General features: G+C 37.9%; 23 protein-coding genes and 3 pseudogenes. 2 read left to right on the top strand and 24 right to left on the bottom strand.

Going from position 1 to position 24,689, the window contains the following annotated elements:
• Positions 1-63: 63 nt before the first annotated feature.
• A pseudogene (locus VB797_RS02610) lies at positions 64-243 on the top strand (HigA family addiction module antitoxin); the annotation flags it as partial.
• Positions 244-750: 507 nt separating this feature from the next.
• On the opposite strand, the gene VB797_RS02615 reads toward VB797_RS02610, so the two are convergent.
• From VB797_RS02615 to VB797_RS02725, 23 genes and pseudogenes are all read right to left on the bottom strand, one after another.
• Entirely contained in the window at positions 751-1,866 is a 1,116-nt protein-coding gene (locus VB797_RS02615; RefSeq protein ID WP_323236063.1) for a phosphodiester glycosidase family protein, read from the bottom strand.
• A 422-nt stretch (positions 1,867-2,288) separates the two neighbouring features.
• On the bottom strand, positions 2,289-3,101 hold the full coding sequence (locus VB797_RS02620; protein ID WP_323236064.1) for a carbon-nitrogen hydrolase family protein: 813 nt from the start codon (positions 3,099-3,101) through the stop codon (positions 2,289-2,291).
• Positions 3,102-3,389: 288 nt separating this feature from the next.
• The gene (locus VB797_RS02625; protein ID WP_323236190.1) at positions 3,390-4,505 is read right to left on the bottom strand and encodes an LptF/LptG family permease; all 1,116 of its coding nucleotides are present in this window, start codon (positions 4,503-4,505) and stop codon (positions 3,390-3,392) included.
• A 210-nt stretch (positions 4,506-4,715) separates the two neighbouring features.
• Complete coding sequence (gene lptB / locus VB797_RS02630; RefSeq protein WP_323236065.1) at positions 4,716-5,444, bottom strand: LPS export ABC transporter ATP-binding protein; 729 nt, start codon at positions 5,442-5,444, stop codon at positions 4,716-4,718.
• Between the two features lie 29 nt (positions 5,445-5,473).
• On the bottom strand, positions 5,474-5,752 hold the full coding sequence (locus tag VB797_RS02635) for an LptA/OstA family protein (protein ID WP_323236191.1): 279 nt from the start codon (positions 5,750-5,752) through the stop codon (positions 5,474-5,476).
• A gap of 72 nt (positions 5,753-5,824) precedes the next feature.
• Positions 5,825-6,298: pseudogene (locus tag VB797_RS02640) on the bottom strand (OstA family protein); the annotation flags it as partial.
• 322 nt (positions 6,299-6,620) lie between these two features.
• On the bottom strand, positions 6,621-7,010 hold the full coding sequence (locus tag VB797_RS02645) for a DUF309 domain-containing protein (RefSeq protein ID WP_323236066.1): 390 nt from the start codon (positions 7,008-7,010) through the stop codon (positions 6,621-6,623).
• 7 nt (positions 7,011-7,017) lie between these two features.
• Positions 7,018-7,383 carry a ferredoxin thioredoxin reductase catalytic beta subunit gene (locus VB797_RS02650; RefSeq protein ID WP_323236067.1) on the bottom strand — a complete coding sequence of 122 codons (366 nt, stop codon included), beginning with the start codon at positions 7,381-7,383 and terminating at the stop codon, positions 7,018-7,020.
• Positions 7,384-7,562: 179 nt separating this feature from the next.
• A complete protein-coding gene (locus VB797_RS02655; RefSeq protein ID WP_323236068.1) occupies positions 7,563-8,531 on the bottom strand; it encodes a DUF1350 family protein in 969 nt (322 codons plus the stop codon).
• A 260-nt stretch (positions 8,532-8,791) separates the two neighbouring features.
• Positions 8,792-9,628 (bottom strand): hypothetical protein, encoded by an 837-nt coding sequence (locus VB797_RS02660; RefSeq protein WP_323236069.1) that lies wholly within the window; start codon positions 9,626-9,628, stop codon positions 8,792-8,794.
• 260 nt (positions 9,629-9,888) lie between these two features.
• On the bottom strand, positions 9,889-11,034 hold the full coding sequence (locus VB797_RS02665; RefSeq protein ID WP_323236070.1) for a DUF58 domain-containing protein: 1,146 nt from the start codon (positions 11,032-11,034) through the stop codon (positions 9,889-9,891).
• Positions 11,035-11,303: 269 nt separating this feature from the next.
• Positions 11,304-12,128, bottom strand: coding sequence for a hydrogenase nickel incorporation protein HypB (hypB, locus tag VB797_RS02670; RefSeq protein WP_323236071.1), 825 nt, complete (start codon positions 12,126-12,128; stop codon positions 11,304-11,306).
• Complete coding sequence (gene hypA / locus VB797_RS02675) at positions 12,119-12,460, bottom strand: hydrogenase maturation nickel metallochaperone HypA (RefSeq protein ID WP_323236072.1); 342 nt, start codon at positions 12,458-12,460, stop codon at positions 12,119-12,121. Before hypA ends, hypB begins: the two co-directional genes overlap by 10 nt.
• Before the next feature lie 440 nt (positions 12,461-12,900).
• Entirely contained in the window at positions 12,901-13,992 is a 1,092-nt protein-coding gene (gene hypE / locus VB797_RS02680; RefSeq protein ID WP_323236073.1) for a hydrogenase expression/formation protein HypE, read from the bottom strand.
• A gap of 39 nt (positions 13,993-14,031) precedes the next feature.
• Positions 14,032-15,141, bottom strand: coding sequence for a hydrogenase formation protein HypD (gene hypD, locus VB797_RS02685; protein WP_323236074.1), 1,110 nt, complete (start codon positions 15,139-15,141; stop codon positions 14,032-14,034).
• 125 nt (positions 15,142-15,266) lie between these two features.
• Positions 15,267-15,521 (bottom strand): HypC/HybG/HupF family hydrogenase formation chaperone, encoded by a 255-nt coding sequence (locus tag VB797_RS02690; protein WP_323236075.1) that lies wholly within the window; start codon positions 15,519-15,521, stop codon positions 15,267-15,269.
• A 122-nt stretch (positions 15,522-15,643) separates the two neighbouring features.
• Positions 15,644-18,016: a carbamoyltransferase HypF gene (gene hypF, locus VB797_RS02695; protein ID WP_323236076.1), complete on the bottom strand. Its 2,373-nt coding sequence runs from the start codon at positions 18,014-18,016 to the stop codon at positions 15,644-15,646.
• 450 nt (positions 18,017-18,466) lie between these two features.
• On the bottom strand, positions 18,467-19,630 hold the full coding sequence (locus VB797_RS02700) for a hypothetical protein (protein WP_323236077.1): 1,164 nt from the start codon (positions 19,628-19,630) through the stop codon (positions 18,467-18,469).
• A gap of 36 nt (positions 19,631-19,666) precedes the next feature.
• A pseudogene (locus VB797_RS02705) lies at positions 19,667-19,915 on the bottom strand (NifU family protein); the annotation flags it as partial.
• Positions 19,916-20,042: 127 nt separating this feature from the next.
• Complete coding sequence (locus tag VB797_RS02710) at positions 20,043-20,267, bottom strand: hypothetical protein (RefSeq protein WP_323236078.1); 225 nt, start codon at positions 20,265-20,267, stop codon at positions 20,043-20,045.
• Between the two features lie 8 nt (positions 20,268-20,275).
• Positions 20,276-20,542, bottom strand: a complete 267-nt coding sequence (locus VB797_RS02715) for a hypothetical protein (RefSeq protein ID WP_323236079.1) — start codon at positions 20,540-20,542, stop codon at positions 20,276-20,278.
• Positions 20,543-20,625: 83 nt separating this feature from the next.
• Positions 20,626-21,591: a hypothetical protein gene (locus tag VB797_RS02720; protein ID WP_323236080.1), complete on the bottom strand. Its 966-nt coding sequence runs from the start codon at positions 21,589-21,591 to the stop codon at positions 20,626-20,628.
• A 1,627-nt stretch (positions 21,592-23,218) separates the two neighbouring features.
• On the bottom strand, positions 23,219-23,572 hold the full coding sequence (locus tag VB797_RS02725) for a hypothetical protein (protein ID WP_323236081.1): 354 nt from the start codon (positions 23,570-23,572) through the stop codon (positions 23,219-23,221).
• Positions 23,573-23,678: 106 nt separating this feature from the next.
• On the opposite strand from VB797_RS02725, the gene VB797_RS02730 reads away from it, so the two are divergent.
• Positions 23,679-23,852 (top strand): hypothetical protein, encoded by a 174-nt coding sequence (locus VB797_RS02730; RefSeq protein ID WP_323236082.1) that lies wholly within the window; start codon positions 23,679-23,681, stop codon positions 23,850-23,852.
• Between the two features lie 330 nt (positions 23,853-24,182).
• Here VB797_RS02730 and VB797_RS02735 read toward each other — a convergent pair.
• Positions 24,183-24,689 (bottom strand): tail fiber domain-containing protein (locus tag VB797_RS02735; protein WP_323236083.1); only part of this gene is annotated, 507 nt, incomplete at its 5' end.

Consider the following 24,689-nt stretch of genomic DNA (forward strand, 5'->3'; position numbering starts at 1 on the left):
TGAGTAGATTGGGTTGAAAAAAATCCAACTTAACAAAATCTAAAAAGATTGCTGCACTTTCGCTACCGTTTGAGTAAACATATAGGTGTAAATCAAACAAGAATCAGTAAAATTCTATCTGTTAAACGTAGCATTACAGCCGATACAGCTTTGCGTTTATCGCGTTATTTCGGTAACAGCGCTCAATTTTGGCTCAATTTACAGACACAATACGATTTACTACAAGCCATTGATAAAAATTGAAATCGGGATTTAATCTTCAATTACATATGTAAATTCTCAACAAAATTAGGTATTTTAGTTGCAATCGCACGTTGAAATAGCCTATTTTCGATCTTAATTTTAGTACCTCACTTTTTCGCATTGTTCCCCCTATAAACTACCTAGAAATAATTTATCCAATGACGGTAAACAAAAACCATAATAAAGGCGATCGCCATCTAAGCCAATTTTAATGTTGAAATGGAAGCCAGCTTAAAACTTATTTGGATTTGGCTCCCAAAACAGCATCAATATCAATTACAGATTTTTGAACCAGGTATAAACGTGGTCGTTGGAACATTATGGAAAATAATTACAGCAGTTTGCAAATAGATGAGGTACATTCCCCTACTCCCTTATAACGATATGTCCTGTACCTCACTCAAATGAAATCGACTGTATGTGAAGAAAAATGACGATAAAAAAAGACAGACCGCTCGCGACCTGTCTGACAAAAATCAAAAATAATTACTCCTACTCCCTAATAACTTAATTACAATCAGAATCGCTACCAAGTAGAGCAACTGCATGAGGTACGGGACGAGGAATGTAGCCTACTAAAGATTGTCCTTTATAAACTAAGGACGTACTCGCACCCGAATCAAGCATTACAGCTTCTTGAAATCCCACTTCTGTGAGAACTTTGGCAAGATTTCCCGAATCAATTTTTTTTGCAGAAACACCGATTACAGGAACTCCCGATTTATTCATCCCCCAAAAAGCTCGTTCCCGAACAGCTTCGGCTCCTTGGAGAAAATTAAAGTAATCTGCGGGTTTTGGTTCACCGTTTTCAACCAGCCAAGCTGCACCCACAAATGCATCAGTAACCAAAGGCATTTCTGCTTTTATACCCTGTAAAGTATTGTGTTTGTCCGGTTCAAAGGGAATGTATCTTACAGCATAAGGACCGATTAAAACCAACGGACGACCCGCTAACTTTTTATTTTCGCCTTTATTTCCAGGGATAAATTTATTTGTTGAGTAACTATAAACTGGTCCAATCATCACATTAGAGTTGAGGAATTTCAGGGAAAAGAAACCCCCGTCAACCGCAGCTACAGGATTGATTCCACTTTTAGCCACAACTTCTTCCAACTGATAGCGACTATCAGCGTGAATAGTTACAGGTTTACCACCGGAAACTAATCTTAAAGGAACGTCATTGACTTTCGTGTCAAACTGCTGAATCGGACTGCTGAAATTAAATCTTGGTTGTAAAGATGCGATCGCGTTACCTATAGGAACCACTGCCTGTAAAGGTGATGGTATACTCGAAAACACGTCTAATGCAGCTTGATCGAAGCTACTACCCTTAAGATAATTTGATAAAGGTGAAGCAAATGTCTGCATCGCAACCTTCACACCCCGATCCGAATTGCTGACCAGGTTGGATAAATTAACGGTGGTTTTTAGCAAGTTAGAAATTTGCTTTGACAAACCGTCATTTTGAATACAAACATTGCTGTTATTAGCAGCTTGAGCGACATTTTTGTTAGTCGGAAATAACTGTATAAAACTAAATACATAAATCATTGCCAGCAACAGCTTAGCAACAATTTTGTAAGATTTGTAGCCGGAGATAGAATATTTAGGTATTAACCTCATACTTCTTTTTCGAGAGAAGAATTCGGACTTGTTCTCGCAATCACCCCGATCAAAAGCTGTGGCGTTAATATAGTAAAATTCTCAAGTTAAGAATATATAAACTTGACTTTAAATCTAGTTTTGTTGATACAAATTATTGGTATATTCTAGGGAATGGGGAATGGGTAATTGGTAATTAGGAAGAGATTAAAAAATGGTTATAAAGACGCACCGAATTGTAGCCCACGAAGGTGGGCTTTGTTTATGTAGCCCCACTCTTCCAGAGTGAGGGCAATTTGGCTTCTTATTACTCCCTACTCCCCATTCCCTACTCCCTGACTACAAAAACCCGGTATTTTAAACACCGGGTTTCTTAATAATGAAAAATGATTTAAAACTGCTATTTTTTTTGATTTGGGATATTTCTCTTTTCCCGATCGCCTTTAAAATACTCGATGTTGTAAACTCGGCATTTGACGACGGACTTGCTCGATTCTAGCGGGATTAATTTCCGCGATCGCAACTCCGGGTTGTTCACCAGCATCGGCTAAAATCATTCCCCAAGGGTCAATAATCATCGCGTGTCCGTGGGTTTGACGACGGTCGTAATGCACCCCTGTCTGCGCTGGAGCGATGATATAGCAGGTGTTTTCAATGGCACGGGCTTGTAGTAATATCTGCCAATGGTCTTTCCCGGTAAAAGCAGTAAAAGCAGCGGGAACAAACATCACATCGGCACCTTCTTTTGATAAATGTCGGTAAACTTCGGGGAAACGCACGTCATAGCAAACTGAAAGTCCGATATGTCCGAGTGTTCTCGAGAAGTATACGCTCGGTAGTTCCGAACCTGCCATTACTGTACTGGATTCTCGATAAGTGTTACCATCGGGGACATTTACATCAAATAAATGTACCTTGCGATAGCACAATAATTCCTCACCGTTGGTATCTATCAGCGAAGCAGTATTGTAAACCTTGTCAGTTTCATCTGAAGGAACCGGGAAACCCCCACCAATCAAATTAACTTGATAGCGCTGTGCCATTGTCTTCAGAAAAATTTGAGTTTCCTCGGCGATCGCTTCGGCTTGTGCCAGCTTATCTTTCTCTTCCCCCATAAAAGAAAAATTTTCCGGTAAACCTACCAACTGGGCACCTCTACGCACCGCTACATCGATCAATTCCTCTGCCTGTGCCAAATTTTTGTGTAAATCTGGTACGCTGGTCATTTGGATAGCAGCTGCTAAATAAGAACTCATTGCTGTATTAACCTTATAAAGAATTTACGGGCGTTATTTTATCAAACTACATATTTAATATTAAAAATCAAAACACAAAATAGATTGCAATAAAACTGAGTCCAAAGTCTTTTTTTTGACCTGCACTTATTTTTATGGAAAGCAAACCTTATTTATAAATATATACAAAATTTGGCATTGCTTCTTTATCGTAGGCGAATACTCCAATGTATACGAAAAAGGAGGAAGAGGGCAGAAGGTAAGAAGTATTAATTAAAACTAAAAATAGCGATAAGGAAGAATCGAACTTTAACGTCCTGCAACCCGTCCCAATAAAAATAAACCGATCGCCAATCCTAAAAAGTTGGGCAACCAAGCACCAAGGAAGGGGGAAAAAACACCCGCTTGTCCTAAACCACCAGTAATAAAACTAAATAAATAGTAACCAAAAATAATGATGACGCTAATACCAAAACTTTTTGCAGAGCCAGTTCTTCCCGGTACGCTTCCCATTGTGGCACCAACTAAACCAAAAACTACACAAACAAATGGTAAGGCAAATTTTTGCTGAATTCGGACTTCAAGTTTGCGAATTTTTTGCTCGTCACCACCCAACTTTTCTAATTCTAATTGTTGTAATGCCTGAACAATATTCATTTCGCCGTAATCGCGGCTTTCTTGTGCTACATCTAATGCAGTGCGGGGCAATTTTAGCTGTTGACGTTGAAAGCGGACAATATTGCGGTAAGAACTGTCTGGAGATATTAAATAAATAGTACCGTTATAAAAGTCCCAAACGTTATCCTTAACGTTCCATTCTCCCGATTCGGCTTGAAGAATCTGACTAAAATCTTCCTGAGAACGGTCTATAATTGTTAGACCTTTCATTTTTTTACCATCAAATTTATCCGCATAAAATAGCCGAGACAAAACTCTTTCTTTACTACCATCTTTAAGTTTTACTTTTTTATATTCTGGATAAATTATATTTTCTCTTTTAAAAGCAGGTTGTTCAGTTTTTAAAGCTGTTCGCATTGTCATAGTTGCTTGATACTTTGCTGCGGGAGCAATCTGTTCGTTAAATATAAATGTTAATCCCGTCACCAGAAAACTTAAACATACAGCAGTCGTAACCATACGATAAACGCTAACACCACAGCTACGCAACGCTGTTAATTCGCTTTGACTAGAAAGACGACTGTAAGTCATCAAAGTAGCTAATAGCGTAGACATCGGGAAAGCTAGTACTATGAATTCTGGGAAATTTAGGATAAATATTTTAGCGGCTATTCCTACAGGTAGCCCAGATTCTACAACTTTACGTACTAATTCAAAAACCGCACCAATCGATACTCCCAGCGAAGAAAAAGCCGCAACACCAAATAAAAATGGCGGTATCATTTCGCTAGTAAGATAGCGATCCATAATTGACATTGGTAGCAGCGAAAAAGTCTGATAAGATTTGTATTTAGCCATCAGCAATTAAATTTTAGATTTTAGATTTTGGATTCAAAGTTAGGAGTTATTTGATTTTGGATTTTAGATTTTAGATTTTGGATTATCACTTCATCCTATTCCCCATTCCCTATTACCAATTCCCAATTACCAATTCCCAATTACCAATTCCCCTTCGTTCTAAACTTGAAAATTTTCACCTAAATAATATTGCCTGACGAGAGGATTATCGTAAAGTTCGTCGGAAGAACCGGAGGCTAGTATTTGTCCTTCCCGCATGATATAACCCCGATCGGTAATGTCAAGGGTTTCGCGGACGTTGTGGTCTGTAATCAAGATTCCCATATTGCGATCGCGAAGTCCTGCGACAATATCTTGAATTTCGGAAACTGCGATCGGGTCAACTCCTGCAAAGGGTTCGTCTAAAAATAAAAATGATGGTCCTTCTCTTCCCGATGCTAAAGCTCTTGCTAATTCGGTTCTGCGTCTCTCTCCCCCGGAAAGCTGAATTCCTTTGCTATTGGCAACTTTTTGTAAACTAAATTCCCGTAAAAGGCGATCGACACGCATCCCCCATTCGGGACGGGGTACTTTGGTTTGCTCGAATACTAATAAAATATTTTCCCGCACGCTTAATTGACGAAAAACGCTGGCTTCTTGAGCTAAATAACCAATCCCCAGACGCGCTCTTCCATGCATCGGAATATTAGTAATATCGCGGTTATCAAGCCAAACCGTTCCTCGATCTGGTCTTTCTAAACCAGTCGCAATATAAAAAGTCGTCGTTTTACCAGCACCATTTGGTCCGAGTAAGCCGACGATTTCACCTTGAGCGACAGAAAGATTAACGCGATTAACAATAGTTCGCTTACCGTAGGATTTGTGAATATTCTCTAAAACAATTTTCACGATTTGTGCTTTTGTTTTGTCTTTTTTAACTACTTACTACGTCTTAAATTTGGTGTTGACGGCGCTTTTGATGGTTGAGTATTAGCATTATTATTATCTATAATATATATAGACTCTACCTGACCACCGCTTTTAGGTGTAGCAACAAATCTTCCTTCATCAATTAAATAGGTAACTGTCTCTCCCCGGATACTATTTTTGCCCTCTTGCAAAATATACACCCCACCACTGAGAATAATCCGGCGTTCCCGATTAAAAAATTGCGCTTGGGCTGCCGTTGCTTTAATCTGACGAGAGGGATATAACATCTGTACGTTACCGCGTCCGGTAGCTACCTCAGTATCAGAATTGTATTCCTGTAAGTCCGCTCGGATACTCAGAGGTTGATTATTTGCCGCTGTCTGGTTGCGAGCAGTTGTATCATTATTGTCTACGCTATATGTAGAAACTACTTGACTACCACTTTTAGGTGTAACGATAAATCGTGCTTGATCCATTAAATAGCTGGCGTTCTCTCCTCGAATGCTATTAATGCCTTTTTCTAAAATATACACACCACCACTTAGGTTAATGCGACGTTCTCGATTTAAATATTGCGCTTGGGCTGCTGTCGCTTGGATTTGACGAGCCGGATACAAAACCTGAACATTGCCGCGTGCAGTAAAGACTTCACTCTTCGAGTTATATTCCTGCACATCCGCACGAATAGAAAGAGGACGGTTATCTGAAGTTTGGGCTGTAGCAATTTGTAGCTGAGTAGGGAAAACTACCGCACCACACAGCGCAACAGGTAGCATTAAAGCCAAACCCAGGCGACGCAATCGAAGTTTAGGCAATCGGTAGTTGTATATCATAGCGATTTAAGAGTAATATCTTTACTTATACTGGAATTACTGAGAAGTAATATATCAAGACGTTATATATACCTTGAACGACTATTTGACTACAAATAATGTCCTTAATCCGAGACGCGACAGCAACTCCTAAAGTTTCGCTACCATTTTAAAGGTCAAAGGTCAAAGGTCAAAGGTTGTAAATTAATAACTCCTAAAGGTTACTGAGCAGTTCGACGTAGCTCACTGTAAGACTTGTCGAAGTACTCCTAACTCTTTCTCCCCATCCCCTTGTCCCCCCATCTCCTTGTCCCCCCATCTCCCCATCTCCCCATCCCCTTCCTCATTCCTCAACTCGCACAATCCGAGGCAAAGGTAAAGTATTTTCCCCATCCAGGCAAGAGTCGATTTGCTCAAGCTGACTTTGTTGTAGTGCTTTTAATAAAGCTACACTTTGCTCTAATAATTCATCAACGTCAATTTGACAGTAGACAGATGGGTAACGAGCCAGACGATTACTACCTTCACCAAGTAAAATTACAGCACCCCGCACGTTCGCGTTACCCAAGTGATATAAGGCTACTGCAACTTGTAAAATTCCTTGATAAAAACTTTTATCTGGCTCAGTGGCTTCCATCCACAAAGCTTCTAATGTATCGTGGCAGGCATAGAATTCTCCTGTATTAAAAAGTTCTACACCTTGCCAAAATTCTTGGGGAATTGCTTCACTCATAAGAGCATTAACCCATACTGTCTCTTACTTCTTTGATCGTATCTAAAGAAATTTCCTGCTGTTCGCCTGCAAATTCGTTATCTGGGGTTAAAAATAGCATACAGTGGCATTCTTTGCGCTCGCGCATCGGTACGCAGGGACAATTCCAAAAGGTAGCGTTAACTTCGGCTTCTTTGTCTTCGTAGTGACGACAGGGACATAAGGGCGCACCTAAATCGTCTTTATGCTTGGCAAGTCCTTCGATCACAACTGCTGTCACGGAAGGTTCGGAACAAAAGTATGTTCCGGTACGCTTGGCATATTGTTCGGAAAAATGCCGCATTGCTTCTAAACTTTTATCGGTGGATGTAGTATTTGCTTCTGATGAAATCATAAGGAACGGCTTGTTTAATTTGATATGTATGCATTGTACCGCACCATCTGTAAGCTATTACTGGGGGAATTTACCCCTTTTGTGACTTATCAGTACTTTACAAATATTTACTTACATATCTCAACCGTTCGCACTTTAATACAGGTTTGAGTAATTATTGGAGCCACGTTTGGGGTAAATTAGCGTTGTGTTAGTTCTGCAAAAATTTGATTGATGCAAGTTCCCAGATATTCAATTTGAATTCCATTTGGTTCAAAATGCCATCCAAATGATTCTTTGTGGAAGGGTGGAAGAAAACGCCTTAGAGATAATTGTTGGACTAAAAAAGTCACGTCATCTTTAGCAATACAATCTTGAGCGAATGAAATTACACCTGTTAAGTTAAATAAATTAGTACTTTGAGTAATCATACGTTTTGTTTCTCTAGCATTAGGAGATACAAGTAGCTCAAAGTTCGATAGGGGCTTATTTTTAGGAATGTTAATCCTATTTATTGTGACTGTATTACTAATTTCAGGTGCTAACAGTATTGAAGGTTGATCTTGAATAAAATATTTGTTAATACTAATGGGTTTACTTAGTAATTCACTAATTTCTTGTTCTGCTTTTTCTCTAATCATATCAACAGAATCTAGGAGAGCAATTAATTTTTGATTATACCGATTGCCAAGGGAATTTTGAAGAATTAATTTACGCTGTTCGCAATCGTTGCTTAAAATTTCCAACAGACTAATATACTTACATCCCAAACTGTGACCCAGCCAATAATAATTAGAATCATTGAGATATATTTCTAAATGATTATGAGATGTTTTTCCATTTTGTGTCAGGAATCTGATGATTTCTACTCTTAAAGTATATTCTTCTTTAAGTAAATTAGTAGCAACTTTCCAATGGTCGAATTTCAAAGGAGTTAAAGGGAATCTAAAAACAAAAATTGTATAGCCTTGTGCAAATAGATTTTGGAATAAATATTTATAAGAGTTGATTGGGAAAGAACCAAATACAAAGCTACCAATAAATTGAATAATCCCCTTGGGATGAGGATTAATTGCAACCCAGCTATGAGAAAAAGCTTTAAAACAAAAGTTTTCTTCAGGATCTCTAAATTTACTTAGCTTGACATCATTTGAGTTGTTATTAATCATATCTCGATCTTCCGTACTTTGGTGAGTAATTTTCTGAATTAAATGAGACCGATCGTTAAGGAATTAAGACTTACGCAGCAGTGAAATTAGCGTAGCGCGTCCCGTAGGGGACATGAAAACTAGTATTCTGCCTTTTTTAGATCCCTCCAACCCCCCTTTTTTAAGGGTAGCTGCATTCTAAAGTTGAGTCCTAAGAACTTTGTTAGGACTCAACAAAAGAAGACGGCGATCGCTTTACATACAACGTTGATTCATGAACTTTATGAACTTATTGCACCAGCCTCAATCGATTCAGATAAATTATCTGCTAACTTACCGTTTGCTTCTATCTCTACTCGATCAATTGGAAGCTCAACCTGGGGATTAGCCTGAAAGCGTTCTAGCAAAATGTACAGCATACGCTGCTGTTCTTCGACGCTAAGCTCAGCTACTTTTTGAACCAGAGGTTCGTTAGTGATATCCCGAAGGAAACTGGGATTGGCTTCGATAGCTTTGAGAATGCGATCGCGATTAGGTAAGGAAAGGTTAGTAGTTGCTGAAATCAGGTTAGTTTCCAGAGTCACTTCAGAACCTCCGCTTGCTAAGGGTAAGTCGTATGCAAGCTGGTCAAAATCACCAGCCGCAGGTGGGTTTATACTACCTTGAGGCAAGAAAGTACCTCGCTGTTGGGCTGATAACAACAGAGTTCTCATGTTGCTCGATCCACCAGCAGCTGAATCAATACTTAGTCTGACGTATCCTCGAATTTCAGTATTTCGATTGGTGATGACGCTGCTCTGTGTCACATCTGGTAGCAGTAAAAATAGTCCTGTATCCAGCGCTGGAAGGTCAAAAATATATGTACGTACACAGGGAAAGCTAGATATTGGAATTAGTTGGTTATTTGTACCATCGACATCCCAGAATGCAACTATCGGACTGGAATTAAAGTCGGGAGTACGAGCTTTGAATGTCAGTCTAATTTTTAAGTTGCTAAAGCCAGGGTTCGAGATTGTCAGGAAATAACCTTGAATAACAGTCCGATTTGGTGATGAAGCACTAGTAATAATGGGCTTTACTAGCAGTTCGTAAGTAGAAACGTTAATTGTGGAAACCATTGTGTACTTTGTAAATAACAGTAAAGTTGGTTAATTTTGAGGATGTTTAAAAGGTATTATGATTAACATAAAAATTCTAGAAACTTGATTGATTTCTAGTTTTTAAGAAGTTTGAAATAACTTCTATAGACCGTTTAAACTTCCTCTTACTTTTAGTTTGAAATAGAACATTGCAGTTCGGCATCACCCTAGTGGGTAATTTATATAACGGCTCTTTTGTATTTTTTATGCCGATTAAATACTCGTTCGGCTCAAAATTATTAAGTCAACGGTTTTTGCAACTGAGTTTGTAGAGATTGCTCGGAATCAACGATAATGCCTGGATAATCTCTATTAACTACAAATTGTGAATTTGATGATGAATTCTGCCACAATACCCAACGGCTGCTGTAAGGAAGCGAAGCAAAGGTTGAAGGATTTTGAGTTAACCAAATTAACGGTTTGTGGGTAGGTTGCGGTTTCATGGTTTCATCTTGGGGACGAATTGCCGCTAGAGCTTCCAAAACATCTCTTTGTTTATTAATTAATCCCGTTGCAGCCGTCCACAACTGCACCTGCATCTGCTGTTTATGTGCGTAGAAATACATCGAAGCTGCGGTAATTACTGCCTGTTCAAAATTGTTTTCTTCCCAATCACCATTATCTAAAGCAATAATAATTTCCTGTCCGCTGGTCAACATTTCTAATTCCCGTACTCGTAAATCCCCGTAACGAGCGCTACTACGCCAGTGAATCAACCGTAAAGGGTCGCCCACACGGTAAGGACGTAAAGAACGGGTGAGTCCTTGAGTAGCTGTCTGTAACGGGTTGCCGCGAGGTTGTCCTTTGATGCTATCTTCCTTGCCCATGTCATCTACTAAAGGACACGATTTGAGCGGTAAAACTTTGGGGTAAACAATTGCGATCGCGCTTAGTTGACGCTGACGGCGACTCCAAAATAATCCTAGAGGTGCAGCGGTAGCTAATTCTACATTTTGCCAGCGGTAAATACCCCGACGTTCGGTAGGCTGATAATATACCCAGCTATAACTAGTTTGCGGTAAAATAGTTTCGATGGGGTGTAGCCGTGGTTTATTTAAAACGAAAGGTAATTTATCTTCTACTTGTAATAAAGAAATCGGCTTTTTAGTTTGATTAAAAATTTCTAATTCAACAGTTAGATCGTCACCAGCAGTAACTGGTTGAATAGCGCGTCGTTTGAGTACCAAACCCGTTAAGTATTTCGGGGGTAAAACAGCAGCATAGCCCAACAAAGCAAAACTCACCCCGCTGATAACGTACAACCAGCCAGCCATAGTATTCATAGCTGCCCCGAAAAAGCAAACTGCAATTCCTGCTAAAACCAAACCGCTATATGCTGGAGCGCAGAAACGAGATTCAAACCAATAAGCGATGCGACGAACCATGTTTATGAAAAGGGTGTAAAAAGGTACCACGGTTTTAGCATTTTTTGGAAGCGGGTAGGGAATTAATATTTTGGATTATCTGTAAAAAAATCCCTCAGACTGGAAGTCTGGGGCTACACAAACAAAGCCCCTCCGGGTTCGGCAGTCTCCCCTCAACGGAGGGAACCTCCGCACGGGGCTGCTCTCACCACCTGCGTGGGCTAATATTATGCATTTTAATATAAAATATTTTGGATGTTCTTTAACTCCTAACTCCTAACTCTTAACTCCTAACTCTTAACTCCCATCCCCAACCACTGATACCAATCTTCTAACCCCTCTCCCGTCATCGCAGAAACTTGAAAAATCAGCATATTTGGATTAACTTCTTGTGCGTATTCGATACATTTTTCAATATCAAAGTGCACGTAAGGTAACAAATCTATTTTCGTAATTATCATCACGTTGCTAGCGCGAAAAATATGGGGATATTTGATTGGTTTATCCTCCCCTTCCGTAACCGAAAGAATAGTAACTTTTGCTTGTTCTCCTAAATCAAATAAAGCCGGACAAACTAAGTTTCCGACATTTTCAATCATTACTACCGAACCAAGGCTAGGATTAAGCTGTTGTAAGCCTTTTTCAACCATCAATGCATCGAGATGACAACCAGTTCCGGTATTAATTTGCACAACTTTGCAGCCGGTTGCTTCGATTTTTTTGGCATCGTTAATTGTTTCTTGATCGCCTTCAATTACACTGATAGTTAATTTATTTTTTAAATCGTTAATAGTACGAGTTAATAAAGTGGTTTTTCCAGAACCCGGAGAACTCATCAAATTTAACGCGAGAATATTTCGACCTTTAAACCATCCGCGATTTTGGGCTGCGATTAAATTATTTTTAGCTAAAATATCTTGTTCTAAAGATATAGTTGTATGATGAATTTTTGCATGAACTGATGCATCGTTAATCGTATCGTGATGAGAATGATTAATTACCGTGCCATCGGGTAGGGTATGAGTATGATGATGAGAATTAATTGCTACTACTTCACCAGTTTCGAGATGAGTAATATTAGCGCTATCATCCGAACAGCCGCAGGTTACACACATAATTCTTCTACTTCTATTTCCTTAATTTTTAATTCTTCTCCAGCGATTAAATCCAATTGCGTACTACCACAATTACATTTACCAAAAGGTTTTTCTAAAATAATTTCTGTACCACATTGACGACAAATAGCTAAACCAGGAGTTTCGATAATTTCCAACTTTGCCTTTTCTAAAACCGTATCTTGAGAACAAATATCAAAGCAAAACTGCACGGAATCTGGCATGATTGCTGATAGCTTACCGATTTCTAATAAAACGCGCTGGACTTTTTTTCCTTGAGCGTATTCGTTAACAATTGATACTATATTTTGAGTAATTCCAAGTTCGTGCATATTCTAAAGGTCAAAGGTTAAAGGCTAAATAAATAAATAACTTCCTAACTCCTAACTATTTATTAAACCCCAATTGAGATCGTAATTAATACGATCCAATGGTTAGAAGTCAGGTTTTTAGAACAAGTATCTGTAATACGCGCAACGGGTAGTATAAAAACCCGACTTTTCAACGACGAGTGTCGCGTCTCAAAGCTGGTCTAGAAGTCGTTTTAATCCGTCATCACGTATAATGGCGGTTACTATATGGGTACCTGACTTACGCAGAACTATACTATAGTAATCCTACTTGAATCTTGCTAAGTATACTTAGAATAAAAGCTTTATATAGCAGGCTTAGAGCTAAATTATTTTTTCAAAAATCAAATAGGAGTCCTATAGTTTGATTACCAATTACCCATTACCCATTACCAATTACCCATTACCCATTACCCAATTTATTAACAAATTCTTGGTAATTGTTCACCGACTAACATATCAATAATTCTTTCGGCACCAAAGCTAGTTTTTAAAGATACTATTCCTTGGGGTGAGTCAGTGACTTTACCGATGATTGACGCATTTTTTCCTGCTGGATGCGATCGCATTGCTGATAAAACTTTGTCGGCATTTTCGCTTGCTACAGCTACTACTAATTTACCTTCGTTTGCTAAGTATAATGGTTCTAAACCTAAGATTTCACAAACTCCTTTGACTTCTTCACGAATTGGAATGGATTCCTCTTCAAGATAAATTCCGACATTAGAAGTTAAAGCAAATTCGTTTAAAACTGTAGCTAATCCACCTCTCGTTGCATCTCGCATTGCATGAATTTCAGGACAAACATCGAGTATTCTCGCAACTAAATCGTGTAATGGCTGACAATCGCTTTCAATATCGGATTCTAAAGCTAATTCACCACGAGCAATTAAAATTGCCGCACCGTGATTGCCGATTTCACCATTAATAATTATCGCATCTCCAGGTTTGATATTGTTAGCAGAGATACAAATATTTGAACTAATAACCCCTATTCCAGTTGTGTTGATAAACAGTTTATCTACAGCACCTCGATTAACAACTTTTGTATCGCCAGTGACAATTTCTACCCCTGCTTCTTGTGCTGCTGTTTGCATACTTTGAGCAACACGGCGTAATGTTTCTACAGATAAACCTTCTTCTAAAATTACGCTACAGGTTAGATATAAAGGTTTTGCACCGCCGACAGCTAAATCGTTTACTGTACCGTTGACGGCTAATTCTCCAATATTACTACCGGGAAAAAATAAAGGGTCTACAACATAAGAATCAGTCGTAAAAGCTAGTTGATTTCCTAGCTGCATCAAGCTTGCTAAATCGAATTTAGCTTGGTCTTCTAATTGCGATAAAGTTGGATTATTAAAAGTAGTAACAAAGATATCATCAATCAAATCGCGCATTGCTTTTCCACCGCTACCATGAGCGAGGGTGATGTGAGTATCTGTTACTTTTGCTTTTCGTCGGCGGTTTTTTTCGAGGTTTTTAAAGAATTGATTTTGTGGGAAAATTGGCATTTTATATGTTTTAATTAAAAGTTGATAATTTTTCCTTGATTACCCATTCGTTTTTATTCCACCGTATTTGTAATAAGCTGCACAAGCACCTTCGGAGGAAACCATACAAGAACCGATGGGTTTTTCTGGGGTGCAAGCTGTACCAAATACTTTGCATTCCCAAGGTTTCAAAACACCTTTGAGAATTTCTCCACATTGACAGGCTTTATGGTCGGATATTTTTAAATTAGGAATAGTAAATTTAACTTCTGCGTCGAATTTTGCATATTCGGAACGAATTTTTAAACCAGAGTATGGTATTTCATCTAAACCTCTCCATTCAAAAGTTTTTCGGACTTCAAATACCTTATTTATAGCTGCGATCGCTTGTTGATTTCCTTGGGCTTCCACTAAACGGCTATACTGATTTTCTACTTCGCAACGATTTTCTACAAGCTGCCATAGTAACATCCAAATTGATTGCAAAATGTCTAAAGGTTCAAAGCCAGAAATAACGATTGGTTTTTGATATTCTTGGGAAATAAACTCGTAAGGATTTGACCCTATGACCATACTCACATGACCGGGACCGACAAAACCATCTAACTGTAAGTCTGGATTATCTAGTAATGCTTTGAGTGCGGGAATCACTAATACGTGATTGCTGAACATACTAAAATTTTTAATATTTTCTGCTGCTGCTTGCAGGATTGTCAAAGCTGTGCTGGGTGCGGTGGTTTCAAAACCGATCGCAAAGAATACTACTTCTTTTTCAGGGTTATTTTTAGCAATTTGCAAACAATCTAATGGTGAGTAAACCATACGAATATCAGCACCCTGGGCTTTAGCTTGGAGTAAACTAATTTTTGAACCCGGAACCCGCATTGTATCGCCAAAGGTTGTTAAGATAACGTCAGGATTTTGAGCAATATAAATTGCATCATCTATTTTACCTTTTGGCATTACGCATACAGGACAGCCGGGACCGTGGATTAATTCAACTGAAGATGGTAGAAGTTCTTCAATACCATATTTAAAAATAGAATGTGTATGTCCCCCGCAAACTTCCATGATTTTGACGGGCTTTTTAAGTAAATTTCCTAACTTTTGAATTTGCCATTCTAAGGCTTCGGCTTTATAAGTGTCTCGGAATTCATCAACGTATTTCATAATATTTTTTCAGAGAGAGAGAAGAGAAAGAGGAAGAATTCTGGTTTTAAAACATATTATCTTTATTAAACGCAAAGGAGCGCGGAGGAAAGCGCAAAGGAACACAGAGTAAGATGATTTTAATTTTAATAATCAACCATTAGCTCAGCCATTTCTTGGAGTAATTGCAGTGTTTCTGCTGCATCTTTTTCGTTAATTCTATTCATTGCAAAACCAACGTGAACTAATACCCAATCTCCAACACACGATTCGGGGGAATGTTCTTCGTCTACTATACAAGCGATGTTAATTTGACGTTTTACACCGCTTACTTCAACTGTTGCTAGTTTATTCGTAACGTCGATTATTTCTATTATTTGACCGGGTATTCCTAGACACATTTTATAATTGGTAATTCGTAATTGGTAATTGGGGATTGGGGATTGGTAATTGGTAATTGGGTATTGAGAGCAGCTAGGGAGCAAGATAGCGGACACTACAAATTATTTATGAATCTTTCCCCCTATCCCCCCATCTCCCCATCTCCCCATCTCGCTGCTGCAATTACTGCTTGTCCGAGGGATAAACCACCGTCGTTACAGGGAACTAAACTGTGAGTGAGTACGCTGATTCCGGATGCTTGTAAGCGGTTGGTAACTTGTTCTAATAAAATACGATTTTGAAATACTCCTCCTGTTAGAACTACGTGGTTGATCGAGTGTTGTTTACATAGGGTATCGACTGTTTTCGCAATCGCGATCGCCAATCCTACATGAAACTTTGCAGCTATAATTTTTGCGGAAGTTTGCTGCTGTAAGTCTTTAAGTAGTGCTTTCCACATGGGATGCGGGTCTATATAATAAATGCTATCTAAAAAGTTCAGTTTAAAAGGATAAGTTAGCGTTTCTTTACGTTTATTTAACAGTTTTTCATCAATTAAGGCTTCCATTTCAATTGCAGCTTGTCCTTCGTAACTACATTTTTCTCGGCAAATTCCGATGGCTGCTGCAACTGCATCAAATAATCTCCCCGTTGATGATGTTAATGGTGTATTTAATGATTTATCTCGAAGTTGATTGAGAAGTCTTAGTGGTTTTTGAGCTAGGTATTTGATAAGTTCTAAATTCCCATACTCTTGTTCAATTTCCGACCAAGTAAATGCGGATATCAATTGAGCATAGATATTACGCCAAGGTTGATAACTTGCTTTTTCTCCACCTATTAAGGCAAAGGGTTTAAGCGTCGCGAGTCTGGTAAAATTATGATAATCTGCTAATAAAAATTCTCCTCCCCAAAGGGTATTATCTTCACCGTAACCCAAACCGTCTAAAGCAATACCTAATACGGGTTCTGAATCTAAAGATAATTGATTTTCTGCCATACAGGCAGCTATATGGGCATGATGATGCTGAATATTATAGAGTTCAAGTTGATTTGTAACTGCTAATTCTTTACCTAATTTAGTGGATAAATATTCCGGATGTTTATCTACAGCTACAGCTTCCGGTTGATGTTCAAATAAATTCAAATATAAATTCAGTGTCTCTTGATAACTTTTAAAAACTGCCGCGTTTGCTAAATCTCCTAAGTGCTGAGATAAAATTGCTTTTCCATCTCGTACCAAACAAAAGGTATTTTTTAACTCGCTACCCATTGCTAAAATTTGCGGTGCATTTTCAAAACCTGACGGTAAATTTATTGGTGCTGGACTGTATCCTCTAGCTCTACGAATAATTTGGATTTTTTCTCCAACAATTCTTACTACCGAATCATCAACTCCGTTAACAATCTCTCTATTATGAAACAAAAAATAATCAGCAATTTTATGTAGTTTTTCTCGCGCTTGATTATTATCAACACATTGCGGTTTACTGGATAAATTACCGCTAGTTAATACAATGGGACGATTCATTCTCCTTAAAATTAAATGATGTAAAGGTGTATAAGGTAGCATGAAACCCAAAGTGTTTTGTCCGGGTGCTATTGAGGGGGAGAGGGGAGGATTGGGAGAGGGGGAGATGGGGGGAATCTTAATTAGAACAATTGGTGCGATCGCACTTTGGAGTAATTCTTTTTCTTTGGTAGTTGGTTTGCAGTATTGTTCGATTACTTGTATATCTCGTACCATCAAAGCGAACGGTTTATCATCACGTTGCTTACGCGATCGCAGTTTTTCGACTGCTACATTATTGGTAGCATCACAAGCAAGATGAATTCCACCCAAACCTTTGATTGCAACTATTTCACCTTTTTGCAATAAAGTACACACAGCATCAACATCATCCAACATCGAAAACATCGCAGCAGTGAAGGGTTTTCCGTCAGCACGTTCCAACCAAGCTTCAGGACCGCAAGTATAGCAAGCTACTGGTTGTGCGTGAAAGCGACGATTTTCGATGTTTGCGTATTCCTGACTGCATTGTGGACACATTGCAAACTCTGCCATGCTGGTGTTATTGCGATCGTAAGGAATAGCGTTAATAATACTAAATCGCGGTCCGCAGTGAGTACAATTTGTAAAAGGGTAGCGATAGTAACGATTCAGAGGATCGAAAATTTCTTGTTTGCAGTCTTCACAAGTTGCAGCATCAGCAACAATTTGTGTTTTGATCGCGGTATCAATACTATCAGAAATGACAAAATCATTAAATACTAACTTTTGTTGAAAAGGAATTCGCCTTAACCGATTAATATTAGCTAAAGGAGGAGATTCGCTCTGTATTCTTTTGATAAATTCTTCGATACACTCCTTACTACCAAATACTCTAATTAATACACCTTCACCATCATTACAAACGTCACCCTTTAATTTTAAATCTTTAGCAATACGGTAAACAGTAGGACGAAAACCGACTCCCTGAACGGTACCATAAATTCTAATTTCTTCAGTATACATATTATAAGCAAACATATTGTAGGGTGTGTGACTAGGCTGTTGACTTTGATAGTATTTTCCTATTTTTTATTCATGCAACTTTTATGTCAGCTATAATCACAACATTTTGAACCTCACTCCATCCTCCGGACACCCTTAATAAGGAGAGGGGAAGGGGGTGAGGTCTAGGCTAGATTGGAGATGAGGGATTTGTGATGATTTTTTAGCACTCAAAAACCTACAGAATCAACAGCCTAGTGTGTGACGCTTAGAAAAATCTAGTAAATCAACGAAAATATTAGTTACGTCACGCACCACATTTTGGGAAGATAAAACAGCTAATAAGATGGTGCGTTACGGGATGATTGAATTAATAATTTCATATTTAATTTATCTGAGCCGTAACACAATGGCAATATTGGGGGAAGAAAATCTACACCCCAATTTGCCTCCCCTACAAGGTGAATTATTTTAATTAATTTTCCATAACAAAACTCTGTTATTTCCAGAATCAGCTATAACGGCCATATTCTTATGGACATTTATACCATAAGACCAATTTAAACTATTACGAGTTGGTAAACCATAATCGCGATTCTCTCCTTTACTTTGAAAATCATTTTGCCCTATTACCAAATCGGCATCAGCACCTTGTAGCGATAAAATTGATTGTGGTCTTTTCCATGCTAATAATCGGGAATTAGCTGTATCGGTAACTAATAACCAATCTTGAGTAGCAGCAACACCATAAGGCATACTTAAACTATTCGCTTTAGGAAAATAAACACCTTGATTCATTTCTACTAAATCAAAGTTTTTTTGTCCCAAAACTACCCGACAAGGAGTATTATTTTCAGTAGGTATTCCTTGCCAAATCATCACCCGATTATTACCCGCATCCGTAACAACCAAATTGTCTCCCCAAACAGAAATATCGTGACACCAACGCATAGTAGAAGCTGTCGGACTACTACCACCATTTTCATCGCGAGATTGCATATCAGGTTGTCCTAAAACAACATCCGCAGGTTGTCCATTTTCTTGTGGTAATTGATTCCAAATTAACAAACGACGATTTCCCGTATCGGCAACAAATAGCTTTCCTTGATGATAGAAAACCCCATAACACCAGTTTAAAGTATTTGCCGCAGCAGTTAAACCGCGATTGGGTTGATTACTGTTAAAATCAGCTTGTCCTAACACTAAATCAGCCGAAACATTACTCTCTTCTGGCAAAATTTTCCAAATCAAAACCCGATGATTCCAAGCATCAGCAACGACTAATCCTTCACCACAGCTACAGATTCCCGTAGGAACATTTAATGTATTTCTCCCCAGTTTAGCTTTTGCATTTTGTCCTTCAGAATTGAAGTTTGGTTGTCCGATTACCCAATCAGCAGGTTGACTATCTGTAGTCGGTAAATTTCGCCATCCTAATAATCGATGATGTCCCGTATCTGATACCCAAAAAGGACCAGTTTCTGAGATTAAACAAGCGCTTCGAGGTCCAAACATTTCGATATTGCTTGGTGCGAGAGGTACAGTTAATTCACCTAGTTTTGGAATTTTTCCTAAAATTATTTCTGCACTCGCTTTAAATATTTTATTCTGGTGATGAGATTGATTCTTTAACATTAATAACTTGCAATTAATTATAAATCTTATTTAAGATGGATTCGGTGGTTTAACTAATTCATGATATAAAAGTAAACCGTAAACTACCTCATCTTGAACAGCATTTTTTAAAGCCCACATCGAATCTTGCTTGAGACTTTTTATCATCCGAGTTAAAGCTTCTTTATGTAAATCCTCAATTGCCCTTTTTAAACCTGCTGCAACGCATCGTTGACTTTCATCCCATTCCGAGATTATTACTTCAAAACGTTTGATTTCTTCGACTAATTCTTCAATATTTTTCATTAAATATATTTACAGCGCAATGCCGCGTAAATGAGGTACATTCACCCTGCTCCCTATTCCCTATTCCCTATTCCCTGCTCCCTATTCCCTATTCCCTATTCCCTGCTCCCTATTCCCTAACCTACTTTTATTTCATTTTCAAATCCTTTAATAGAAACGGCATGAATAAGCCACCGACAAAACTGGAGATGACCACTGGTACCCAAAAAGGTATTGCTGTTTGTGCGAGCAAAAACAGTAGTACAAAAGTTATACTAATGCCAATTGAAGTTTGTTTAACATAATACATATTGTCCCGCATTAGCTTTCCTTTGAAAAACAATTTTGCGGAAAACCAGCCTATTTCTAACATAATTACTCCTAAGAATTACTTAATAAATTCAGTACTATTAATCCTAATATTGCACCAGGAATAACACCAGCCGGACCAAACAAACCACCTAAAATAGCAGCAAAGTTATATCCTAATTCTTCTCCTGCTAAAAGCATTCCTCCAATTGCACCACCAATCATTGATACAACTGTTGCCACAACAAACCAGATAAAACCAGTTAACAAATTTAAGTCACCAGTCATTAAACTAGTTAGCATTCCGCTTAAATCGTAATTCGTTAAAATATCAGTCATTCGATTTTGGATTTTAGATTACTCTACGAGAAGACGCTTCCGCGTCAATAGATTTTGGATTGTCCTCTTTTTTTATGAAGAGGTCATTTTTGAATTACCAATTCTTTCAACGTCTCAGATACAGCTTGTGCTTGTTGAATCTGTCCGTATTGAGTAAATATTTCTAAAGCTTGCTGATAGTAATCCCGCGCTTTTAATAGATTTTGCTGATTACCAGCTTCCGGTCTGCGAGGCTTATCTGGTAAATTAATTAAAGCGTTGGCTTTGTTAGAAATAGTGTTGGCATATTCAATAGGCGTATTTTTCGCATTCCGCACTTTTAATGCTTCATCATAAGCTGTTACAGCCCGCAAATTGTTCTCGAAGGGATGAGAAGAAGGTAAATATTGCAGTGCATTACCTAGGTTATTTTGCAACATCGCATATTCCCTTGGATGCTCTTCGAGATTAATTCGTTTCAAGGCTACTTCAAATGACTGCACCGCTAAACCTTCAAATAAGTACTGCTCTTGCGAACCCGCAGACATTGACAGATACGCGATCGCAATATTATTGTGTAATATCGCATATTCCTGCGGGTGTTTATCCCAGTCAAAAACCTGTAAAGCCTCTTGATAAGCTTGAATGCTATCTGTCATTCGTGCCATATTAAATGACGCTAATGATTGCAACACCAAGCCTAAATTCATCTGTGCTTCTGCTGTCTCGTCGGAGCAAGGGGCTAATTCTTTGAGTATCGGTAGCGCTTGTTCGTATGCGGTTTTCGCGCTTAAAAGCAACTCTACATTTTCTTCCGGAATTGCCTGCAACACTCCACCCTTACCAACTTTTGCACGCGCTTTATACAGAGGAAAATCCTCTTTGCATAACTCCTGTGCTTTGTCATACAGCTTTATAGCATTGTACAAATCATCAGCAGTTTTAGGCTTTTTTACAAAACCTTGTGCTACCTCAATCAGCATCTCTATTTTTTCTTGCGCTGTAGCTGAAGCATCGGTAATTGCTTCCATAGCTGCTTTCACAGCCGAATCAGTGATGCTATTGTTCATTACCATCTATATCCTGAAGTGGACAGGGAAAGATGCTTGTTTCCTGCATCATTTTATGAGGTTTTAGTTTAACCTTTGGCTCCTACAAGCTCGGATCGAAGACAAACCTTTGTCCTGGAATTATGGTTTCTAGGGTTGCCCTTCGCAATTAAGTTCATTCAAAATCCGACTATATTTACCATATTATATTCTTAGATAAGTCATACGAACAACTTATTTAAATTCTTTAAAATATATTTTTTCAATATTTACTGATAATAAGTAGCAATAAAAGGTGATTTTATTTATATCATCATAACTTGGCTTACTAATTTATTTTATCGGTATAGCAAACAAAAGCTGTTTAGTCATTTATAAGTAAAACCTTGTATATTTATTTGACAATATTGTTTTCAAACAACTATTAATTAACACTAAATATTATAAATGTACCTATATATTATGATTAGCCATTTTATTGTTATTGTATGATTAATAACTCTTTAGTAAAAATTAATAGTAATAATTATTAACAAAATAGAAAAGTTTATGTAAACAGCGAGCAACAAAATCGAAAACCGATTGATATTAAGTAGCATAGAGATAATAGGTAGAAGATATTTAGTGCTAACTAATAATTAATAACTGATAGATGGCAAACTTATTGTGGTTACAAGGTGGTGCTTGTAGTGGTAACACCATGTCCGCCGTATATTCTCTATAGAACAAATTTTTTTGCCCAAAATTGTAGCGATCGCTGAATCGGGTAAGGTTTGGAAGCCGCTTTCCTCCTCTCCCCTAAGAACCGTGCGTGAAACTTTCACCTCACAAGGTTCAGAATGTACCTGTTTATGACACCCTGTGTGTAAGTGCTTCAAGTTTTCTGAGTCGTCAGTTCCACCTTATAAATGCATAAATTACGCTTCCGAATTTCTATAACTATGTAATTAATGAGATTTTAATTTAAGTAAGTAGGTGGGGAAATTTATAACTATGTTATTGCGTTAGAGCAACCTACTTAATAATTTCTCAATAATTAGCGATCGCTAAAACTTAAATATCTCAACCCATATATTATTCAAATTTTATTGAAAACAAGCCCCGACATCGAGCCGGGGTCTTTGTTTGTGTTGCCTATATAGCTTGTTCCAAGACCAAATGCGATGTCTGCGGCGGAGCTTCGCTCATCGCATTGCTCCCATGCTTCTATTTATAATCTGAAAAAATATTCACAAAATTTATTAGATAATCCACAATCAACTAATACTTTATATTCAGTATTTACTAATAATAAAAACTCATAAAAATTATAATTTATATTAACTATATTTATATTTTTAGGTAACTGTAAATACTGCTCTTACCAGACAAACGAATATTAATAATACTATCTGGCAGACAATCAGTAATTGTACGGTACTAACTTGTGTGATGTATGGCGGAAAATAAATCTATAACCACAAGACAATCTTAACTTTATGGCAGACAGAATAGAAGATAATAAATTATTATCGGCAGACAGTACGGCAATAAATACAAATGGTTCGTCAGATAATCTACAATTTACTAATACAATTACACCTGATAGTTTACCCGACAATGACCAAACTATACCCGATAGTTCGCCAGATAATACGGTAGGCGACAGTCAAAGTTCCGATAATTTATCAAGAATTCCCATCTCAGATTTTTTGAAAAAATATAACAATAAAGATAACCAGTCCTCGACAAATGCTACAACCGTATCGTCAAAGGCATTGGATACGGCAGGTAATGCGGTAGATACAACATCAGTAGAAACTTTACCACTCTTCAGAACTTTGGCAATAAAGTTAGGACAGCCATCTTCGTTTCGATAGTTTTGTTCTTCGCCATTGCAGATATGTGTGGCTATACCTCTATCAAAAGCAACTTGAGCGGCTTCTTGACGGATGCAGAAAGAGGGTTTATGACGTTCAAAATTAGTTTCAGAACCGAGTTCTCGACAATTTTGATTGCTCACGATTTATTACTTAAAATACCTCTTAGGGAGGATATGAATATTCTTGCAAATCATCCACTATTTAACTTGGCTTACTGAAAAATAGATGTAATATTTTACTATTAGCATGAATAAAGAGAATCAAGAACCAAAGAAAGCTAATACAGAAGACCTAAAATCTGATGATTCTTCCCGTTCTCCAGGAGTTGATAGAGGTTCTCCGGGAGTTGACAGAGATTTGGGTAATTCGGAAAACGCACCTAAAAAGAAGAATACAGAGGAGCCGAATCAAAAAAGTTAATACTACTCGTAAACTATGACGATGGGTATTAATTGCTTTAAGTATCTGTTGAAAAAATTTCTGGCGATCGCTTCTGTATCGCTAGATATTTGAGATTGTTCGGCGATATTCACAAAATACCTCTAGTTTGATGTCTTTAGTAATATTTCATTGTCTTTCAAAATTGTTGTTGGTGCGTGACGCTACATAGATTCTGGGTTTGAAATAATATATTTTCGTTGCGTCACACACCCTACATGGGATGATTTGGTTTGCTGTCTTCAGTGCGCTTAATCCTTCTGCATCGCTGAAGTAACTCATACGATCTTCATTTCATTCAGCAAGCCCTATTTACTCTTTATCCTTTACTAAAAGCAATGTAGGTTTTCGTTCTAATGTTTTCACTCTTTCTTGTAAATTTGCAATTTCTTGCTGCTGCTGTGCAATAACATCTTGCAAGGTGGAGTTTGTACGTATATGTTCTTTTAATACATTGGTTAATATCGCGATAATCCCCGTAGAATTTAGCATCGTTTTATCTGGGGAAGTAAATAAATCGGGAGATTGTTCGGCGATAAATCCTGCGTGTATTTTTTTTGTTTCGTCTGTGTTATATCTATATTTAACTGGTTTTAAAATTTCTAAAATTTCTAGACTTTCTAGAATAGTAAGGTCAGTAATATCATCTTTAGATTGTTGTGAAGAACGCTGCATAGATTCGTTAAAGACTATAGTATTAGTGACAAAAGTACCGTTAACATAAAGTTGAGCTTCTTCGGCTTGTTGATTATCTTCAGGTGCTGTACCACCAATATTGACTTTACCTTCAACTAACAGACCATTTTTTGGTGCAGGTTT

It is taken from the genome of Rivularia sp. UHCC 0363 (assembly GCF_034931125.1).
GTDB lineage: Bacteria > Cyanobacteriota > Cyanobacteriia > Cyanobacteriales > Nostocaceae > Rivularia.

Bases quoted from the DNA above. Each gene is read 5' to 3' on its own strand.
- VB797_RS02615 (WP_323236063.1), bottom strand. From the start codon at position 1,866: ATGAGGTTAATACCTAAATATTCTATCTCCGGCTACAAATCTTACAAA.
- VB797_RS02620 (WP_323236064.1), bottom strand. From the start codon at position 3,101: ATGAGTTCTTATTTAGCAGCTGCTATCCAAATGACCAGCGTACCAGAT.
- VB797_RS02625 (WP_323236190.1), bottom strand. From the start codon at position 4,505: ATGGATCGCTATCTTACTAGCGAAATGATACCGCCATTTTTATTTGGT.
- VB797_RS02635 (WP_323236191.1), bottom strand. From the start codon at position 5,752: ATGTTATATCCCTCTCGTCAGATTAAAGCAACGGCAGCCCAAGCGCAA.
- VB797_RS02645 (WP_323236066.1), bottom strand. From the start codon at position 7,010: ATGAGTGAAGCAATTCCCCAAGAATTTTGGCAAGGTGTAGAACTTTTT.
- VB797_RS02650 (WP_323236067.1), bottom strand. From the start codon at position 7,383: ATGATTTCATCAGAAGCAAATACTACATCCACCGATAAAAGTTTAGAA.
- VB797_RS02655 (WP_323236068.1), bottom strand. From the start codon at position 8,531: ATGATTAATAACAACTCAAATGATGTCAAGCTAAGTAAATTTAGAGAT.
- VB797_RS02660 (WP_323236069.1), bottom strand. From the start codon at position 9,628: ATGGTTTCCACAATTAACGTTTCTACTTACGAACTGCTAGTAAAGCCC.
- VB797_RS02665 (WP_323236070.1), bottom strand. From the start codon at position 11,034: ATGGTTCGTCGCATCGCTTATTGGTTTGAATCTCGTTTCTGCGCTCCA.
- hypB (WP_323236071.1), bottom strand. From the start codon at position 12,128: ATGTGTGTAACCTGCGGCTGTTCGGATGATAGCGCTAATATTACTCAT.
- hypA (WP_323236072.1), bottom strand. From the start codon at position 12,460: ATGCACGAACTTGGAATTACTCAAAATATAGTATCAATTGTTAACGAA.
- hypE (WP_323236073.1), bottom strand. From the start codon at position 13,992: ATGCCAATTTTCCCACAAAATCAATTCTTTAAAAACCTCGAAAAAAAC.
- hypD (WP_323236074.1), bottom strand. From the start codon at position 15,141: ATGAAATACGTTGATGAATTCCGAGACACTTATAAAGCCGAAGCCTTA.
- VB797_RS02690 (WP_323236075.1), bottom strand. From the start codon at position 15,521: ATGTGTCTAGGAATACCCGGTCAAATAATAGAAATAATCGACGTTACG.
- hypF (WP_323236076.1), bottom strand. From the start codon at position 18,016: ATGTATACTGAAGAAATTAGAATTTATGGTACCGTTCAGGGAGTCGGT.
- VB797_RS02700 (WP_323236077.1), bottom strand. From the start codon at position 19,630: ATGTTAAAGAATCAATCTCATCACCAGAATAAAATATTTAAAGCGAGT.
- VB797_RS02710 (WP_323236078.1), bottom strand. From the start codon at position 20,267: ATGTTAGAAATAGGCTGGTTTTCCGCAAAATTGTTTTTCAAAGGAAAG.
- VB797_RS02715 (WP_323236079.1), bottom strand. From the start codon at position 20,542: ATGACTGATATTTTAACGAATTACGATTTAAGCGGAATGCTAACTAGT.
- VB797_RS02720 (WP_323236080.1), bottom strand. From the start codon at position 21,591: ATGAACAATAGCATCACTGATTCGGCTGTGAAAGCAGCTATGGAAGCA.
- VB797_RS02730 (WP_323236082.1), top strand. From the start codon at position 23,679: ATGAATAAAGAGAATCAAGAACCAAAGAAAGCTAATACAGAAGACCTA.